The 18,173-nt window shown below is 65.3% G+C and carries 13 protein-coding genes, 1 tRNA gene and 1 pseudogene; 6 read left to right on the top strand and 9 right to left on the bottom strand.

The features are described 5' to 3' along the window. The first annotated feature begins 65 nt into the window (after nt 1-65). The 6 genes from BXU08_RS06195 (at nt 66) to BXU08_RS06170 (ending at nt 9,336) form a co-directional block, all read left to right on the top strand. On the top strand, nt 66-3,047 hold the full coding sequence (locus BXU08_RS06195; protein ID WP_077509265.1) for a TonB-dependent siderophore receptor: 2,982 nt from the start codon (nt 66-68) through the stop codon (nt 3,045-3,047). Nucleotides 3,048-3,122: 75 nt separating this feature from the next. After that, nucleotides 3,123-6,161 carry a glycosyl hydrolase family 28-related protein gene (locus BXU08_RS06190; protein WP_077509264.1) on the top strand — a complete coding sequence of 1,013 codons (3,039 nt, stop codon included), beginning with the start codon at nt 3,123-3,125 and terminating at the stop codon, nt 6,159-6,161. A 44-nt stretch (nt 6,162-6,205) separates the two neighbouring features. Next, the gene (locus BXU08_RS06185) at nt 6,206-7,270 is read left to right on the top strand and encodes a LacI family DNA-binding transcriptional regulator (RefSeq protein ID WP_077509263.1); all 1,065 of its coding nucleotides are present in this window, start codon (nt 6,206-6,208) and stop codon (nt 7,268-7,270) included. 102 nt (nt 7,271-7,372) lie between these two features. Beyond that, entirely contained in the window at nt 7,373-8,002 is a 630-nt protein-coding gene (locus tag BXU08_RS06180; protein ID WP_253190521.1) for a hypothetical protein, read from the top strand. Nucleotides 8,003-8,287: 285 nt separating this feature from the next. Next, entirely contained in the window at nt 8,288-8,593 is a 306-nt protein-coding gene (locus tag BXU08_RS06175) for a hypothetical protein (RefSeq protein WP_077509261.1), read from the top strand. A gap of 80 nt (nt 8,594-8,673) precedes the next feature. Next, nucleotides 8,674-9,336, top strand: a complete 663-nt coding sequence (locus BXU08_RS06170) for a murein L,D-transpeptidase (RefSeq protein ID WP_150125434.1) — start codon at nt 8,674-8,676, stop codon at nt 9,334-9,336. A gap of 223 nt (nt 9,337-9,559) precedes the next feature. On the opposite strand, the pseudogene BXU08_RS20295 reads toward BXU08_RS06170, so the two are convergent. The 9 genes and pseudogenes from BXU08_RS20295 to mreC form a co-directional block, all read right to left on the bottom strand. After that, nucleotides 9,560-9,694 (bottom strand): annotated as a pseudogene (locus BXU08_RS20295) (hypothetical protein); the annotation flags it as partial. Nucleotides 9,695-9,732: 38 nt separating this feature from the next. Further along, entirely contained in the window at nt 9,733-11,070 is a 1,338-nt protein-coding gene (locus tag BXU08_RS06160; protein WP_077509260.1) for a sorbosone dehydrogenase family protein, read from the bottom strand. Beyond that, complete coding sequence (locus BXU08_RS06155) at nt 11,067-11,501, bottom strand: DUF2231 domain-containing protein (protein WP_077509259.1); 435 nt, start codon at nt 11,499-11,501, stop codon at nt 11,067-11,069. Before BXU08_RS06155 ends, BXU08_RS06160 begins: the two co-directional genes overlap by 4 nt. 146 nt (nt 11,502-11,647) lie before the next feature. Next, the gene (locus BXU08_RS06150; RefSeq protein ID WP_077509258.1) at nt 11,648-13,309 is read right to left on the bottom strand and encodes a M28 family metallopeptidase; all 1,662 of its coding nucleotides are present in this window, start codon (nt 13,307-13,309) and stop codon (nt 11,648-11,650) included. Between the two features lie 98 nt (nt 13,310-13,407). Beyond that, nucleotides 13,408-13,483 (bottom strand) — tRNA-Lys (locus tag BXU08_RS06145). 114 nt (nt 13,484-13,597) lie between these two features. Beyond that, entirely contained in the window at nt 13,598-14,710 is a 1,113-nt protein-coding gene (gene rodA / locus BXU08_RS06140; RefSeq protein ID WP_077509257.1) for a rod shape-determining protein RodA, read from the bottom strand. A gap of 2 nt (nt 14,711-14,712) precedes the next feature. Beyond that, entirely contained in the window at nt 14,713-16,749 is a 2,037-nt protein-coding gene (gene mrdA, locus BXU08_RS06135; RefSeq protein WP_077509256.1) for a penicillin-binding protein 2, read from the bottom strand. Between the two features lies 1 nt (nt 16,750). Continuing rightward, on the bottom strand, nt 16,751-17,239 hold the full coding sequence (gene mreD, locus BXU08_RS06130; RefSeq protein WP_077512065.1) for a rod shape-determining protein MreD: 489 nt from the start codon (nt 17,237-17,239) through the stop codon (nt 16,751-16,753). Nucleotides 17,240-17,259: 20 nt separating this feature from the next. Then, nucleotides 17,260-18,168, bottom strand: a complete 909-nt coding sequence (mreC, locus tag BXU08_RS06125; protein WP_077509255.1) for a rod shape-determining protein MreC — start codon at nt 18,166-18,168, stop codon at nt 17,260-17,262. Nucleotides 18,169-18,173 lie beyond the last annotated feature (5 nt).

Below are 18,173 nucleotides of genomic sequence, written 5' to 3'. Positions count from 1 at the left end.
ATGATCGGCGAAGTCGACGCCGCCCAAGAACAAGACTGACAAGAAACAACGGAGGGGTAGGACCAATGAAGCGGATTTTCGCACTTCATCGCCAGCGCTGCGGCGTAAGCCTGACGGCGATCGTCGCCATGGCGCTAGCCGGGGCCGCGCATGCCCAGACCGCGCCGGTGCCGCAGGAGGCGGAGCCCGTGCCGCAGGTCGAAGCCACGCCCGACGCCGCGTCCGAGCGCGAAGGCGATATCATCGTCACCGGATCGCGCATCATCGCCAGCGGGTTCACGGCGCCTACGCCGACCACGGTGATCGGCGAGGAGCAAATCACTGCCAACGCACAGCCCAATATCTTCAATACGATCGCGCAGCTGCCGTCGTTGCAAGGTTCGACGGGCACTGCGACGGGCACGTTCAGCACGTCGAGCGGGCAGCAGGGCCTGAGCTCCTTCTCGCTGCGCGGCCTGGGCGCGATCCGGACGCTGACGCTGCTCGACGGCCAGCGTGTCGTCGGCGCGAACGTTACCGGCGTGCCCGACATCAGCCTGTTCCCGCAGCTGCTGATCAAGCGCGTCGACATCGTCAACGGCGGCGCCTCGGCATCCTATGGCTCGGACGCGGTCGGCGGCGTGGTGAACTTCATCACCGACACGCGCTTCGCGGGCTTCAAGGGCAATGTCCAGGGCGGCATGACCACCTATGGCGACAACGAGCAGATCCTCGCCCAGGCCGCTTGGGGCGGGTCCTTTGCCGATGACAAGCTCCATGTGATCGTGAGCGGCGAATATGCGCATGACGGCGGTGTCGGCCCGGGCAATTTCGGGATCGATCTCGCCGGCAAGCGCGACTGGCACCTCGCCTCGACCCTGCTCAACACCGGGCAGACCAACAACGGCCTGCCGCAATTCAACTATCGCGATTACGCGCAGCCCTATCAATATGCGCTCTACGGGCTGATCAACAACGGCCCGCTCCAGGGCATCGCCTTCGACGTCAACGGCGCGCCGTACAATTTCAATTACGGCTCGGGTGGCGCGCCACTCGGCAATGGCCGGGTGAGCAACTGCTTCCCCGGCAACAGCTTCTGCGTCGGCGGCGACTTGTCGGGGGCGGTCGGCTCGGGCGCGTCGCTGGCGTCGGAGCTCCAGCGCGTCACCGGCTTCTACCGGATCGGTTATGATTTTGCGCCGAACAACGAATTCTACGTCACCGTCAGCGCAGCGCAGGTGAAGACCAACAACCAGCCGAGCCCGGGCTACAACCGCCCCAACCTGACGGTCCAGTGCGCGAACCCCTATCTGCCGCAGCTTGTCCGCGATCGCTGCACCACCGCGGGGATCACCAACTTCAACTTCGGGTCGAGCAACGGCGCATTTCCTAGCCCCCACGTCTTTACCGACCGGCGCCAGTTTCGCTTCGTCGGCGGGCTCAAGGGTAAGTTCGGCGTGGGTGGCGGCGACTGGAATTATGACGCCTATTATGCGCACGGCGTCACCCTTTCCGACATCGACGTCAACGACATCGTCTTGCAGAACCGGTATGTCGCGGCGACCAACGCAGTCACGCTGAACGGCGCGATCGTCTGTGCCGATCCGGTGGCGCGCGCGGCGGGATGCCAGCCGATCAACATCTTTGGCGGGTTCGCGCCGTCTCAGGCGGCGCTCGCGTATGTCACGCCGGCCAATGGTCCGTTCCAGCACACCAGGCTCACTCAGGACGTCGCCAGCGTCAACCTCTCGGGCAATCTGTTCGATCTGTGGGCGGGCCCGCTGACGCTCGCGTTCGGCGGTGAATATCGCCACGAATTCTACGAGGTGAATGCCGACGCTTATGGCGCCGGGGTCAGCGCGCTCAGCCCGAACAACGCCGCCTATCCGGCAGACCCGCTGCTCAACGCGCCGCTGGGCAGCAACTGGGCGGCCGGCAACTACAAGAACGGCCGCGGCGCCTATGACGTGTACGAGGGCTTCGCCGAGCTCAACTTGCAGCTGTTCGATGGCGGCGGGATCGGCCGCGCGAACCTGAACGGTGCGGGCCGCGTGACGCATTACAGCACGTCGGGCACCGTCTGGGCATGGAAGATCGGCGGCACCTGGGATACGCCGCTCGACGGCTTCAGGCTGCGCGCGGTGACCTCGCGCGACGTGCGTGCGCCGAACCTGTCCGAGCTGTTCGCCGCGCCGACCGTGACGACGCTGCCGAACTTTGCCAATCCGTTCCCGCCCGCCGGCGCGGTGCAGGCGTTCCAGAACACGGTCGGCAATCCTGCGCTCAAGCCGGAGATCGCGCGCAACACCGAAATCGGCGCGGTCTATGCCAATCCGTCGTGGCTGCCCGGGCTCAGCCTGTCGTTCGACTATTACAGCATCAAGCTGGACGGCGTGGTCTCGACGCTGTCGGCGGACCAGATCGTTCGCTTCTGCTTCGAGGGCAACCAGGCGTTCTGCGGCGGATTCGTGCTCAACAGCCCGATCCAGGGCGGCAATTTCATCAACGTCCAGCCGTTCAATCTCGCCTCGTGGAAGACCAGCGGGTTCGATATCGAGGCGAGCTACCGGTGGAGCAGGCCGCTGGGCCTGCCCGGCGCCTTTACCGTACGCGCGCTCGGCACGCATATCCGCGAGTTTGTCGTCGACGCGGGCGTTGCCGGGGTCGATCGGGTCGATCAGGCCGGCGCCAATACCGGCAACACGCCCGACTGGAAGTGGCTGGCGATACAGACCTACGATAACGACGATTTCAGCTTCACCGTCCAGGAGCGCTGGTTCTCCGACGGCGTGTTCGGCAATCAATATGTCGTCTGCACCTCGGCGTGCCCTGCATCGACCGGCAACCACCCGACGATCGACCGCAACTTCATGAAGGGCGCCTTCTATGTCGATGTCGGCGGGACGTACAACGTGACCTCGAATGTCAAATTCTACTTCAAGGTCGATAATCTGTTCGATCACGATCCCGAACCGTCGCCGCAGACCAATACCGGGCTCGACGTCAATCCGGCGCTCTACGATACGCTGGGCCGGACTTATCGCGCCGGTATCCGCTTCAACTTCTGACCGAACCCCACCTCCCGTGGGAACTCGTCCCGGCCGCAAGGCCGGGACCCTTTTTTCGTCCGGAGCACGCGCACCATGTACCAGCGACTGATCGGGGCCTGTGCAGCGCTGCTCGCGCTCCTTGTGATCCAACCCGCGGCGTCGCAGTCGGTCTATGTCAGCCGGCCCGACGAGCCGAACGCGATCACGGTGGCGGGCGTCGGCAATGGCCGGGCGGATGACAGCGCGGCGCTCCAGCAGGCGATCGACAAGGCGGCGGACAAGGGCGGGGGCGGGATCGTCTTCCTGCCCGAAGGCACCTGGCGGATCACGCGTACGGTCTATCTCTGGCCCGGCGTGCGCATCTTCGGCGTCGGTGCGAAGCGTCCGGTCATCCTGCTCGGCGCCAATACCCCGGGGTTCCAGCGCGGTGTGGCGCATATGCTGATCTTCGCCGGCGCCCGGCCAGGCGGCAACCCGGCGCAGCGTGGTGCGGTCGCGTTCCCGCCGCCGGGCAGCGTACCGTTCAACAAGGACGTGCCGGACGCCAATTCGGGCACCTTCTATTCCGCGCTCGGCAACATCGATTTCCGCATCCTCGACGGCAATCCGGCGGCGACGGCGATCCGCTTCCATGCGGCCCAGCACAGCTTCGTCAGCCATGCCGTATTCGATATCGGCTCGGGTCTGGCGGGCCTGTACCACGTCGCCAACGAGGCCGAGGATTTGCATTTCCGCGGCGGGCGATACGGCATCCTTGCCGAGAAGACGTCACCCGCCTGGCCCTTCGCCCTGGTCGATTCGACTTTCGAGGGGCAGCACGACGCCGCGATCCGCGAGCATGAAGCAGGGCTGACACTGGTCAACGTTGCCTTCCGCAACGTCCCCGTCGGGATCGAGATCGACCGCGGCTATGGCGACTGGCTCTGGGGGCAGGATGTGCGTTTCGAGAATGTCTCGAAGGCCGGCGTGATCATCTCCAACGAGGACAATGTCTACACGCAGGTCGGCTTCCAGAATGTCCTTGCCGCCAACACGCCGGTGTTCGCGCGCTTCCGCGATAGCGGCAAGGCAGTGAAGGGCGTTGCCGCCGCCTATAAAGTCGCGTCGTTCACCTATGGACTGACGCTCCCCGGGGTCGGGCGCATGGGCAGTTTCAAGACCGAGATGCAGGCCGAGCCGCTTACGGCGCTGCCGGTGCGCCCGGCACCCGCGATCCGCGCGCTGCCGCCGGTTTCCGACTGGGTCAGCGTCCGCACGCTTGGCGCCAAGGGCGACGACAAGACCGACGATACCGCCGCGATCCAGAAGGCGATCGACAGCCACCGCGTCGTCTATCTGCCGACGGGCTTCTACCGGGTCAGCGATACGCTGCGCCTGCGCCCCGACACGGTGCTGCTCGGGCTGCATCCCAGCCTCACCCAGATCGTGCTGCCCGATGGGACGCCGGGCTATCAGGCGATCGGCGCGCCCCGGGCCCTGATCGAAAGCGCCCATGGCGGCGATGCGATCGTCGCCGGGATCGGCCTCGACACCAACGGCGCCAACCCGCGTGCCACCGCTTTGCTGTGGATGGCAGGCGCGAATTCGATGGTCAATGACGTCAAGTTCCAGGGCGGCCACGGCACCAACCGCTACGACGGCAGCCACGTAACCCCTTATAATAACAACGCGACTGCCGACCCAGATGCGGCGCGGCGCTGGGACGGCCAATATGCCAGCCTGTGGGTGACATCGGGCGGCGGCGGCACTTTCGCAAACATCTGGAGCCCGAGCACCTTCGCACATCCCGGCATCCTCATCTCCGATACCGAGACGCCCGGCCGGATCATCCAGGCCTCGGTCGAGCACCACGTCCGCACCGAGATCGGGCTCAACCGGGTCGCGAACTGGGAATTGCTCGCGGCGCAGACCGAAGGCGAGGCGGGCGAGAGCGGCGATGCCGTTGCCCTTGAGATACGCGACTCGCGCAACATCCTGATCGCCAATTTCCATGGCTATCGCGTCACCCGGACCCGCAAGCCGGCGCCTGCCGCAGTCACGCTCTACAACTCGCACGATATCCGCTTCCGCAACATGCATGTGAACGGCGAGAGCGGGCTCGGCACCTGCGACGAGAATGGCTGCGCGACATTCCTGCGGCTGACCAAATTCCCGTTCGACAATGCGCTCCGCGACGTTACCCACGGGCTGGACGTGCGCGAACGCGAATTCGCGGTGCTCGACGTCCCCGCCAGTCCCGATCGCGTGAAGCCGTCCACCTTGAACGGCGCTAAACCCGAGAAGCTCGCGGACGGCTTCCACTCCCTGGGCGGCGCCGCGGTCGACGGACAGGGGAAGCTTTATTTCATAGATCGCTTCTTTCGCCGCATCTGGCGCTGGTCCGGCGAAGGCGGTCTCGAAATCGTGCGCGACGCCGCGCTGGATCCGGTCAACCTGACCGTCGACCGGTCCGGAAATCTGCTTGTGCTGTCTTCCTATGGCCGCAACGGCACGGTCTACAGCGTCCGGCCGGACGCGCCCGAGCAGGAACTCACGGTGATCCCGGCAACGCCGGCCGCCGCCCGGCCCGATGCCGCGATGGTGTTGCCGGTCAATTGGTGGAACAACGGCGAGTTCCGCGACCAGCTGGATCCCCGCACCTATCAGTTCCCCACGCTGGCGGAGATGTTCGCGCGCGACGTGGCGGCGCCCAAGATCCGCGAATATGTCTCACCCGACGGCAGCGTCGTCCTGCCGGCATCGCGGGTGTTCCAGCAGGGGCCGCCGGACCATCGCGGCCTGCGCTTCTCGGACTCGCTCGACAGCTACGGCTTCGTCCAGGGCAAGCCGGGCGCGCGCGTCTTCGTGACCAACGGATCGGAGAACCGGACCTATAGCGGCATCGTCGGCGTGCGCGGCGAGATCACCGGGCTCGAGCCCTTCGCCGATCGCGGCGGGGGAGGGGTGGCGACCGACCGCAAGGGCCGGGTCTTCGTCGCGAACGGCCAGATATTCGTCTATGCGCGCGATGGCCGCCCGACCGGCCAGATCGACGTTCCGGAACGCCCGCTCCAGCTCGTGATCGGCGGCAAGGACGGCGATACCCTGTTCATCCTGACTCACCACGCAGTGTACAGGCTTGCGCTGGACTAAGGCCCCGCCTCAAGGTCTGGCATGGTGCCGTTGAAGGGAATCTGGTGACACGAAGCGCGAGGCCCCGGAGCGCCACGATCAAGGACGTCGCGGCAAAGGTCGGCGTGTCTCCGATGACCGTGTCGCGCGTGATAAACGGGCAATATGGCGTGGGCGCCGAAACGCGCGCCGCCGTGGAGGATGCGATCCGCGCGCTCGGCTACACGCCGAACGTCGCAGCCCGCAGTCTCGTGACGTCGGCCGAGCCCAAGATCGGCGTGATCTATTCCAATCCCAGCGCCGCGTTCATGAGCGACTTCCTGATCGGCGTGTTCGAGGAAGCGTCCGCACGCGGGGTCCGCTTGGTTCTCCTCAAGGGCGAAGGCGGAAAGCCTCCGGCCGAGCCGCAGTTGCGCGACCTTGCTGCTTCCGGCGTGTCGGGCTTCATCGTGACGCCGCCGCTCGGCGAGTCCCCGGCGATGCTGGACCTGCTTCGCGACACGGGCCTGCCGATGGCCGCGGTGGGCGCGCACGCCGTGGAGAATGCGATCTGCGTGCGGATCGACGATCGCCGCGCTGCCTATGAGATGACGCAGCATCTGATCGAGCTTGGGCACCGGCATCTGGGCTTCATCATCGGCAATCCGGACCAGGCGGCGAGCGCGGAGCGGCTCGCCGGCTTCCACGCCGCCGCGCGCGAAGCGGGAAATATCCGCACCGATGTTTCGCAAGGCGACTTCAGTTTCGCCTCGGGGCTCAATGCGGCCGAGCAACTCCTCGATGCCGGCGCGATGCCCTCCGCGATCTTCGCGAGCAACGACGACATGGCGGCGGCCGTCATCTCGGTCGCGCACCGCCGCCAGCTCGACGTGCCGCAGGCCCTGACCGTCGTCGGATTCGACGATACTCCGGCGGCGGTGATGCTGTGGCCGCCGCTGACCACGGTCCACCAGCCTGTCCGCCAACTGGCCTCGGAAGCACTCCGCATCCTGGTCGCCGAGATCGCCTCCGCCGATCGTTCGCCCGCCGGGCGTCCCGATCGCGTGCTGGAACATACGATCGTCAAACGGCAGTCCACTGCGGCGGTGCGCCCGCAATATGACGGCGCCCTTCCGTCGGCGGCGGAGTAGCGTCCCGCCGCGCCATTCCCGGCCATTGTTCCGCCCTTGCACTCGACCTGAAACGTTCCTTCGTTCAATCGGCTGCGGAGCGTCCGCCCTTGCATTGCGTTCGTGGCCGTGGAGAAAGGGTGCCGAATGCTTGAATTAATCTTTTGGACCCTTCGTCCGACATTCTTCCCGCTCGCGCTCTCCGCCGGATTGCTGGCGAGCGCGCATGCGTCCGCTCAGACCTATCCCGCGCGGGATGTGGGTGGCTGGACGGTGGCGTCCAGCAAGGACGGGCTGGGCTGCTTCGTGACCAGGACCTATCGCGGAGCGGGGGAGACGACGCTCCTCCTCGGCATCGATATCGATGGTGGCAATCATCTCTCGGTGCTCAACGCAAACTGGTCGATCAAGCCGAAGGATCGGTGGAAATTGACCTTCAAGCTCTCCAATGGCGGATACTCGAACCACCCCGTTGTCGGCATGGCGTCCGACGGCAAAAAGGGTTTCGTCACGAATTTCGACGCGAAATTTCCTACCCATTTCGCCGGGTCCAAGGCGCTCCACATTTATCGAGGCGACGTGCCGGTCGAGCAACTGACACTCGAAGGAAGCGGCGCGGCGGTTGCCGAACTGCGGCATTGTGTCGGCATCCAGGCGACGAAGCCCGCGACCGAGACGCGCGACAAGGCGCGGTCCGACCGGATACCCAGGGACCCGTTCGCACCTGACGCCAGGCGCAAGACCAGAGATTAGGTCCGGGACACAGATCAGATGACCGGAATTGGTGGGACGCGGTACATCCCATCCTCCGCCATGCCGAACTTGTTTCAGCATGCCCCCGCGCCACGCAACGTGGCCTGTGGAGATACGTACTTCGGGTAACGATGAGTGATCGCGGCCCCACGCTCGCACCTATCGTTGTACGCCTTGCCGCCATCCGCTGACCCGAGAAGATGCACAGCCCGACAGAATCGGATTGTTGGAACCCGGGCAGTGAGCTTGAGTTGTTGCGCTTGGTTAATAGTTGAAAGAAAAAACATGTCGCGTTCAGTGAGTAAGCTTCTCCCCCTGGCAGTTTTGGTTGGTGCGGTCGGCCTTGGCGGCTGCGCGTCCAAATCCTTCGTGCGCGAGCAGATTGCGCCGGTGAGCCAGCGCGTCGATGCCCTCGAGTCACGGCTGCAGGAAACCGACGGCACGGCAAAGGCGGCATTGGCAGAGGCGCAGGCTGCGTCCGGCCAGGCGCAGCAGAACGGCCAGCGGCTCGACCAGCTGAACGGTCGCGTCGACGGCGTGGACCAGCGCCTCTCGGTACAGGAGCGGCGCGTAAAGCGGCCGCGCAACTGAGGCGGCAGCCCGCAACTCCTTGATAGTCCCGGCGCTCGCTCCTCGGAGCGGGCGCCATTGCCGGTCGAGCGCTTGAATAGATGATCAACATGTTTCTGGCGCTCGTCGGTCTCGCGGGCGTTGCGGCGGGCGATGCGGGACAATTGACTGCGGCGCGGCCCACGTCCGAGCTCGTGCCTTCGGCGGAGACGGTCCGGGTTGCCGACTGGATCGCCGCGTCGGGTGACAACCGCGCCTTGCCCTACGTCATCGTCGACAAGGCGAATGCGTCGCTCTTCCTGTTCGATCGAAAGGGCAAGCCGCTCGGCACCGTGCCGGTGCTGATCGGCGTCGCCGTGGGGGATGATGCCACCCCGGGCATCGGCAGCAAAAATCTGGCCGAGATCGGCCCGGCGGAGAAGACCACCCCCGCCGGACGTTTCCTCGCCAGGTTCGGACTGGCGGTGGGCAAGGAAAGGGTGCTCTGGGTCGATTATGCCACGTCGGTGGCGCTCCACCCGATTCCCAAGGGTGCCAGCGCCAGGGAACGGCGGCGCCAGCGGATGCTGTCACCCACGCCGGACGACAACCGCATAACCTTTGGCTGTATCAACGTGCCCGTCGCCTTCTACGGCAAGACGATCCGCCCGCTGTTCCAGAAGAAAGGCGGCTATGTGTACATATTACCCGACACCAAGCCGCTGGAGGTGGTTTTCCCGCGCCTGCGCGTGCAGGCACCAATGAATGGCAACACAGGCCGATAGCAGGGTTCGCTGTTTCGGAACTCGATCGGAGGCGTCGTCGGTATGACAGTCGTCCGATCGTCAGCCGATCAATAATCGACATAATAGTCCTTCGGAAACTTCTGTCCGGCAAATGCCTTGCTCGATGTCCAGGGTAGTGCCGGTGCGGTCCAATACTCGTCACCGGGGGCAGTCCCAGGGCAATCATGCTTTCGGAGGCAATGTACATGCTGCCGGCATTTGAATAGATGTCGCCAAGGCTTGGCTGATGGCCGGTGAACCCGATCGTCAGATATCCATTTTTGTCGAAGTTCGACGGGTCGGCGAAGTCAGCTACCGGCCAAGCGCTACGCGGGGTGATGCGGCTATTTGGTCCCACGCCCAGGCAAGGGTCTTCGCATTGAGCTTCAACCTGGCCTAGTTACGTGTCGCGGTCGCGCTTGGGGCCGGAGTGAAACCTTGCACGGCGATCGCCGGCGTCACGCGCCACACTGTGTTCGACAAGTCGTCGGCGATAAGCAACGCCCCGCTTCTCGCATCGAACGTAACACCGACCGGCCGGCCGCGCGCCTTGCCCCCGGCAATGAAGCCGGTAACGATATCGCGCGGCTTGCCTGACGGACGCCCGTTGGCAAAGGGAATCCAGACGACCTTGTATCCGGCAAGATCCTGTCGGTTCCAGCTGCCATGTTCGCCGACGAACGCGCCGTCTCCCAGACCAGGAAAATTGCCTCCCGGTGCGAAGCTCAGGCCGAGTGCGGCGACGTGCGAGCCCAGCGCATAATCGGGAGCGACGGCGCGTGCCACCATATCGGACCGCTGGGGATGCACGCGCGGATCCAGGTTTTTGCCCCAATAGCTATAGGGCCAGCCGTAAAAGGCGCCGGGACGGACTGCGGTGAGGTAGTCGGGCACCAACTGCGCGCCGAGTTCGTCGCGCTCGTTCACGACGGACCACAGCTGGCGAGTCCAGGGATCGACGGCGAGGGCAGTTGGGTTGCGTATGCCTGACGCATACACGCTGTGCGCGCCGGTCATCGGGTCGATCTCCCAGATAACTGCCCGGTCTTCCTCGATTGCCATGCCGCGTTCGCCGACATTGCTGTTCGAGCCGATCCCGACATAGAGGCGCGTGCCGTCCGCATTCGCGGCCAAGGATTTGGTCCAATGATGGTTCACGCGGGACGGGAGCTTCGTCACCTCCCGCCCGGGCGTGGTGACGCTGGTCTCACCCTCGACATAGGGGAAGGCCAGCAACGCATCCTGATTGGCGACGTAGAGCGTGCTGCCGACGAGGGCGAGGCCATAGGGCGCGTTGAGGCCGTCGATGAACACGGTCTTGGTCTCGGCCCGACCGTCTCCATCCGCATCGCGCAACAGGCTGATGCGATTGCCGCCCTTTACCGGAGTCTTGCCCAAGCTCTTGATATAGCCGGCGATCACGTCCTTGGGGCGCAACGGCGACGCACTGGTGCCTGAGCCCTCTGCGACCAGAACGTCGCCATTGGGCAGGACCAGCATCTGGCGCGGCACCTTCAGGTCCGTGGCGAGCGCGGTTATCCGAAAGCCCGCAGGCACCGTAGGCAGCTGACCATCCCAACCTGTCGGCCGAGCGATGTTCATCGGCGGCAGGAGCGCCTGGTCGCGTGGGGGGAGGTCGGGATTGGGCCCGGTTTGGTCGCGCGGGGTGCCGGAACCGCATGCGGCGACCGCGACCAGGAGTGCCAAAGGCGCGAAGCGGGTGAACGCGCTCATGATCGCACCTCCGGAAAAGGGCGTCGCGAATATGCAAGATAGGCTGCAGCGATTGCGCAAATACTCGTCAAAAGCGAGAGAATGAGGCCAGCGGTGCCGACCGAGCTCCAGCCATCGGCGCTATGCTTAAAGGCATTGAGCAGGCCCAGCACCCACATCACCGCCAGGGCGACCAGATACGCCGTCGCCCGCCGTCCGACGGGGCTGCGTCGCCAGCGAATTGCGCTGAAGACAGCCCAGATCAGCACTGGCGCTGCAAACAGCAGTGCACCCGCGATCAGCCACGCCGCAAAATTGGACCACTGAATTTCGGCAGTCTTCAGATAGGCGATGTCGGCTGCCAGGCCGCTGGGAAACAGCGCGACGGGAAAGGCGAGCAGGATGGCATGCAGCGGATGTACGCCGGGCCTGGGTATGTTGTCGGTCGCCACGCGGCCTGGGCCTCCTGCACTCGATTGCTACCGAATGGGAATGTTCGCGCAGCGATATGGTTGCCGCCGCGCGCCTTTCTTCGTCGAGGGCAGGGCACAACTGCGCTTGTTGCAGGAGGACGCAATTTACTCGCGTGGCATGTTAACTATTTCGATTGTGCGCCGCGCGATTGCTTCTCGCGGATGGCGAGGAACTCCGATCCCGGTTTCCAGCTCGGCCACTTGTCGCCGCGCGCGAGTTCGCTGCCGATCTGTCTCGCGAGAGCGATGTCCTGCAATGCGCCATCGAGATTCCACTCCGGCGTCCAGGCATCGCATGCCTGGTGATAGCAATTGGCGGTGTAGGCATCGATCCAGGCCTGTCCCGCAGCGGTACCGCCCGCTTTCAAGTCGGAGGCGCCCGCGATGCCCATCAGCAACATGACCGGGACGCCTCGCTTGGCGAAGGAGAAATGGTCGGCGCGGTAGAACAGCCCGCGTTCCGGCAGGCCTTCGGGGGTGACTCTGCGGCCCTGTGTCGCGGCCACCCGCGCCATATCGTCTTCCAACGAGTTCTGCCCCTTGCCGACCAGCACCACATCATTGGCAAATCCTGCCGTCTGAAGGATGTCGATCGTCAGGTTGGCGACTGTCTTTTCCATCGGATAGACGGGGTTGGCGGCATAATATTCGGAGCCGAGCAGCCCGCGTTCCTCCGCCGTCCATGCGGCGAAAGCCACAGTACGGGCCGGCGGCGGGACGGCCTTCATCGACCGCGCAATCTCCAGCATGCCTGCGATGCCCAGCGCATCGTCATTGGCTCCGGCGCGATAGATGCGGCCCTGCGCATCGGGCTTGCCCTTGCCATAGGCATCCCAATGGGCACCGTACATCACGACCTCGTCGGGGCGCGTCGTTCCAGAGATTTGCGCGAGGACATTGTGACTGGTCAGCACTTGGTGCTCGACGGGAATATCGGCTTTGAACTTCACGCCCCTGAGTTCGATGGGACGAAAGCCCGGCTTTCGAGCGGCTGTTTTCATCACGTCCAGATCCAGCCCGGCCGAGGTGAACAACTGTCGCGCCGTGGCATCTGCCAGCCATCCCTGCAGGCGGACGCTGGTCAGCGCATCCGGCTTGCGCTCGATATCGTAATTCTCGCCGCCTGGGCTGACAACGACGTTCCAGCCATAGCCCGCGCCGACCGTGTCATGGACGATCAGCGCGCCGACAGCACCCTGGCGGGCAGCTTCCTCGAACTTGTAGGTCCAGCGGCCATAATAGGTCATCGTGCGTCCGCCAAATCGACCAGCGACGGCCTCGCCCGGCCGGGCCTCGAAATCCGGATCGTTGACCAGGAAGACGACGACCTTGCCCTTGAGATCCTCACCCTTGAAGTCGTCCCATTCGCGTTCCGGCGCTTTGACGCCATAGCCCACGAACACCACCGGCGCATCGACGAAGGCGCGATCATCGGGGCGGATGGATGACAAGTAGACGTCCTTGGCCATCTCGAGCGGTGTCATGCCTACGGGCATTTCGAACGAAAGCGCGACCGGCTTGCCCAGTTTGGTGTGCAACAGGGGCACACGCTGAACCCATTGCCCGTCCGGCCCAGCGGGTTGCAGACCCAGGCTCTGGAAGCGGGCGATCAAGTAGCCGACGGTCCGGTCCTCGCCCGCAGTGCCGGGCGCGCGCCCCTCGAACGTATCGGACGCCAGCGTGCGGACAGTTTCAGAAACGCGCGCGTCCGCGCCTTCCTGGGCCGAGGAAGGGCATGCGACGCTGGCAAGCAGCGCGGCGGCGAATGCGAGTCGAAAGGATGTCATCGCGTGGCTGTATACCGCAAGGCCCGCGGGGCAAGGCTTCGCGCGGCGCGGGATCTGCAGGACCCGACTTAATTGCTGATTTGATTTTGACACAAGAATGGTGGACGCACTTGGGCTCGAACCAAGGACCCGCTGATTAAGAGTCAGCTGCTCTACCAACTGAGCTATGCGTCCATTCCGAAGCTGCCTTGTGGCGCTCTTGGTGAGTGCGCCGCCGCGTTTGGAGGGGCGCGGTTAGCAAAGCTTTCGCGCATTGCAAACCCTAAAATGCAGCTTTCGTAAATTCCCTTACCAGCGTTGCTTGCGACGGCTCTCGCGATCGATCGACATCAGGATGCCGAAGCAGATCATGAACGTCATCTGCGCGGTACCGCCGAAGCTGATCAGCGGCAGCGGAATGCCGACCACCGGGGCCAGCCCCATCACCATCAGCATGTTGATCGAGGAATAGAAGAAGATCGTCGCTGAGAGTCCGGCGGCGGTCAGCCGGCCGAAGCGGCTCTTTGCGCGCATGCTCACGCTGATGCCCCATCCGATCAGGCAGGCGAAGGCGACGATCAGGAACAGTCCGCCCATCAGCCCCCATTCCTCCATCATGGTTGCGAGGGCGAAGTCGGTATGGCCTTCCGGTAGATAGTCCAGATGGCTCTGTGTGCCGTTGAGGAAGCCCTTGCCGAAAATGCCTCCGGATCCGATCGCGATCTTCGATTGGCTGATGTGATAGCCGGTGCCCAGCGGGTCGCTTTCGGGGCTCATGAAGGTGAGCACGCGGTTGCGCTGATAGTCGTGCAGCACGAAATTGACGATCAGCGGAATCGAGACCGCCATCGCCAGCCCGCCGCCGATGAACAGCCGCAGCGGAATGCCCGCAAGGAACATCACCGCGACGCCGCCGCCGGTGATCATCAGCGCCGTACCGAGATCGGGCTGAAGCATCACCAGCGCCGCAGGCAGGCCGATCAGCACCCCGGCGGGCCAGATCGCCCCGAACTTGCGGATCTCGCTGGCGGGCAGGATCTCGTAGAAGCGCGCCATGGTGAGGACGATGAACGGCTTCATCAGCTCCGAAGGCTGGAGCCGGATAATGCCGAGATCCAGCCAGCGCTGACTGCCGCCCGCCACAGCGCCCAGCGCCTCGACGCCGATGAGCATCAGCAGGATCACTGCATAGGCAGGGAAGGTCGCCGTCGCCCAGAGGCGCTCGGGCACGCGCGAAAGCGCGATCGCCATGCCGAAGAACACGAAGAAGCGCAGGCCCTGCGAGAAGGCCCAGGGATAGAGATTTCCGCCCGCAGCCGAATAGAGCACCACCAGCCCGAAACAGCCGATCGCGAGCACCAGTAGCAATATCTTCCACGGCAGCTGGGCGAGCGGGGCGGGGACCATGCCGGAACCGAGCATGCTCATTCGGGGCGATCCTCTGCGCGGCCGGCGACATCGCCGACCGGTACGGTGGCATTGGCAGCTTCGGAGACGACGTCGTTCGCCGCGGCCGCCGCATCTTCGGGGACGGGTGGGGGAGGGGCCGCCCGTGCCGCCGCCTGGGCCGCGTTGAACGCCTCTGCCTTCTTCGTCATGCGCTCGGCATAGGTGCCGCCCCAGCCCTTTTCGAGCTCGTGCAGCGAGGCCATCGCCTTTTCGCGATCGAACAGGAAGGTCATGATGTCGCGCGCGGTGGGCGACACGTCGGTGAGCGGATTGATATGGCCGTGATGCTCGAGCACGATCGAGGCGGCGTAGCGCGGATTGTCCCACGGCGCGAAGCAGACGAACAGCGTATGGTCGCGCAGGCGGAAGGGCAGCGACGCATTGCCCAGCACGCCCGAGCGGCGTTCGGCGGCAGTGATCGCGCGGACCTGCGCCGTGCCGGTCTTGCCGGCGAGCTCGATGCCGGGGATCGGCAGCCGCGCCTTGCCCGCGGTGCCGCCGCCATTGATCACTGCCCACATCGACTGGCGCACCGTCTGGATATGCGCGGGATCGATGCCGAGCAGCGGCGCGGGCTCATGCGGGCTATCCAGCAGCAGCCGCGGAACGATCGCGCGGCCCTGCGCCATCCGCGCGGCCATCACCGCCAATTGGAGCGGGTTGGCGAGCACATAGCCCTGTCCGATCGATGCGTTGACCGAATCCGCGATCGTCCAGGGTTGTTTGTACTTGCGCCGCTTCCACGCGCTGTCCGGCACGGTGCCGTAGCGCTGGCTGGGGTAGGGCAGGTCGTAACGCGCGCCGAGCCCCATCTCGCGCACCGTCGGCGCGAAGGCGTCGTAGCCGAGCTCGCGCGCCATCGAATAGAAATAGATGTCGCAGCTCTGCGCGACCGCGCGTTCCATGTTCACTGCGCCATGGCCGCGGCGGCTGTGGCAGTGGAAGGCGCGGCGGCCGATCTGTAGCGCGCCGCTGCAATGGACGGTCGCCTGCGGCGAGATGCCGGCGCGCAGGATCGCCAGCGCGTGCATCGGCTTGACCGTTGAGCCAGGCGGATAGAGGCCCTGCAGCACCTTGTTCATCAGCGGGATGTGATCGTCCTCGGCGAGCATCTTCCACTCGCTCTGGCTGATCCCGTCGGAGAAGCTGTTGGGATCATAGCCGGGCATCGAGACCATCGACAGCACGTCGCCGGTGATGCAGTCGAGCACGACGATCGACCCCGAATTGTCGGCGAGGCGGCGCGCACAATATTCCTGCAAGCCCGCATCGATGGTGAGCCTGACATTCTTGCCCGGCACGTCCTCGCGCGTCGCGAGCTCGCGCACCAGCTTGCCGCGCGCGGTCACTTCGACGCGCTTGGCACCGGGCTTGCCGCGCAGCCGGTCCTCGAGCGTCTTCTCGATCCCGTCCTTGCCCATCTTGAACCCGGGCGTGACCATCAACGGGTCCTTGGTCGCCTTATATTGTTCGGCCGAGGCGCCGCCGACATAGCCGATCAGATGGCCGACGCCGGCACCCAACGGGTAATTGCGCGCGAAGCCGCGGGTCGGGGCGACACCGGGAAGCTCGGGCAGGCGCACGCTGACTGCGGCGAAGCGCTCCCAGTCGAGATTCTCCCTGACAGAGACCGGCTGGAAACCGCGTGCGCGCTCCAGATCGGTGTTGATGCGTGCCATTTCCTCGGGCGTGAGCGCCAGGATCTGCTGGAGGGTGGCGAGTGTCTCCTCGCGCCGTTCGAGCCGATCGGGGATCAAGTCGACGCGGAAATCGGTGCGGTTGTTCGCCAGCGGCTGGCCGTTGCGATCGACGATCCAGCCACGCCGCGGCGGGCTGAGCGTCAGGTTGACGCGGTTGCTCTCCGCCATCAGCTTGTAACGCTCGTTCTCGAACACCGAGAGCCAGGTCATCCGCCCGGCGAGCACCAGCGCGACCGAACCCTGCAAGCCGCCCATCAACAGGGCGCGCCGCGAGAAGCTGTAGGTCTGCGAGGCTTCGGTGACCTTCAGCATCTCAATGCTTCCGCACGTCGCTGTCCAGCCAGGCGCAGAGCCGGTAGATCAACGGGAACAGGGCAGCGGAAGTGACGATCTGGAGCAGCAGAGCCGTATCGACATGCGTGCCGAGCGGCGAGGCGACCAGCCGCCCGGCGATGAGGCAGAAGCCGATCGCGCCGGAGGCGACCAGCCAGTCCTGCCAGAAATCGCGCCATACCAGCCGTGTATCCAGCACGTCGATCGCCAGCACGCACAAGGTCCATAGCAGCATCGCCGAGCCGAGCGGCTGGCCGCTGACCATGTCGTCGAAGAAGCCGAGCAGCACCGGCACCCAGACGCGCATCGAATCGCCGCGCACCATTCGCCAGCCGAGCAACACCATCAGCCCGAACGGCGGCAGGAACGGCACCACCGCGACGACCGGGAGCAAGGTCATCAGCGAGCCGAGCGCCACCGATAGCGGCGCGAGCCACACCGCGCGCGGGGGCTTTTCCGAATGCCCCATCGGGATGAATTCGATGGGGCTCACGGCGCCGCCTTGGGCTGCGCGGCCGGCGTTGCCGATGCCGACGGAGAGGGAGCGGGAACGGGTTCGGGCAGGAAGGTCTGCTGGACCAGGGCGAAGTCGAGCGCGTCGGGATTGACCGCCGGCTGGGCGATGGCGATGTCACCCTGTGTGCGGATCACGCGCGCCACCGGGATGTCGGGCGGAAACACGCCGCCCGTGCCCGATGTGACGAAGGTGTCGCCGGCCTGGAATCCCATCGTCGCGACGCTGGCCGAGCGTATGTCGATCTGGCCGTCGCCACGGCCCGATGCGATTGCCGGCAGCCCGTCGCGGACCCGGCGCACCGGCACGATGCTCTCGGGATCGGCGAGCAGCAGCACGCGCGCGCTGTTGGGGCTGGTTTCGATCACCTGGCCGATCAGCCCGCTCGGATCGCGTACCGGCTGGCCGCGCTTCACGCCCTGCCACGATCCGGCGTTGAGCGTCGCATAGCGCCGGGTGCTGGACGACGAGCTGTTGACCAGCCGCGCCGCGACGATTGCGTCGGTGGTCACGTCGCGCAGCTTGACCATCGCGCGCAGCCGGCGATTTTCCTGCTCGAGCGTCTGTGCCCGCGTCACGGTGAGCTTGTCGTCGGCGATCTGCTTGCGGAGCTCGGCATTCTCGCCATGCACGGCGAAATAGCTGCCGATCCCGTCGGGAATGCTTCCCAGGCCGCGGCGAATCCAGTCGAACCCCGAGGCGATCGGCGTAGTGATTTCGGCAAATACGCCCCGCACCGCGGCAAAAGCCGGCGGGTTGAAGGTCGACAGCAGCAGCAGCACCCCGCCGATCAGCGCACCGCCGATCGCGCCCACATAGCCGATGAAGAGCCCGTATTGCGCCCGCCGCGAAAATCCGGGGCGCCGGTTGCGTGGCGGCGCCATCCCTT

Source organism: Sphingomonas sp. LM7 (assembly GCF_002002925.1).
Lineage (GTDB): Bacteria > Pseudomonadota > Alphaproteobacteria > Sphingomonadales > Sphingomonadaceae > Sphingomonas.
The sequence above is the reverse complement of the archived record's forward strand: the minus strand, read 5'-3'. Positions and strand labels throughout refer to the sequence as shown.

Bases quoted from the DNA above. Each gene is read 5' to 3' on its own strand.
- BXU08_RS06195 (WP_077509265.1), top strand. From the start codon at position 66: ATGAAGCGGATTTTCGCACTTCATCGCCAGCGCTGCGGCGTAAGCCTG.
- BXU08_RS06190 (WP_077509264.1), top strand. From the start codon at position 3,123: ATGTACCAGCGACTGATCGGGGCCTGTGCAGCGCTGCTCGCGCTCCTT.
- BXU08_RS06175 (WP_077509261.1), top strand. From the start codon at position 8,288: ATGTCGCGTTCAGTGAGTAAGCTTCTCCCCCTGGCAGTTTTGGTTGGT.
- BXU08_RS06170 (WP_150125434.1), top strand. From the start codon at position 8,674: ATGATCAACATGTTTCTGGCGCTCGTCGGTCTCGCGGGCGTTGCGGCG.
- BXU08_RS06160 (WP_077509260.1), bottom strand. From the start codon at position 11,070: ATGAGCGCGTTCACCCGCTTCGCGCCTTTGGCACTCCTGGTCGCGGTC.
- BXU08_RS06150 (WP_077509258.1), bottom strand. From the start codon at position 13,309: ATGACATCCTTTCGACTCGCATTCGCCGCCGCGCTGCTTGCCAGCGTC.
- rodA (WP_077509257.1), bottom strand. From the start codon at position 14,710: ATGCTCGGTTCCGGCATGGTCCCCGCCCCGCTCGCCCAGCTGCCGTGG.
- mrdA (WP_077509256.1), bottom strand. From the start codon at position 16,749: ATGCTGAAGGTCACCGAAGCCTCGCAGACCTACAGCTTCTCGCGGCGC.
- mreD (WP_077512065.1), bottom strand. From the start codon at position 17,239: ATGGGGCATTCGGAAAAGCCCCCGCGCGCGGTGTGGCTCGCGCCGCTA.
- mreC (WP_077509255.1), bottom strand. From the start codon at position 18,168: ATGGCGCCGCCACGCAACCGGCGCCCCGGATTTTCGCGGCGGGCGCAA.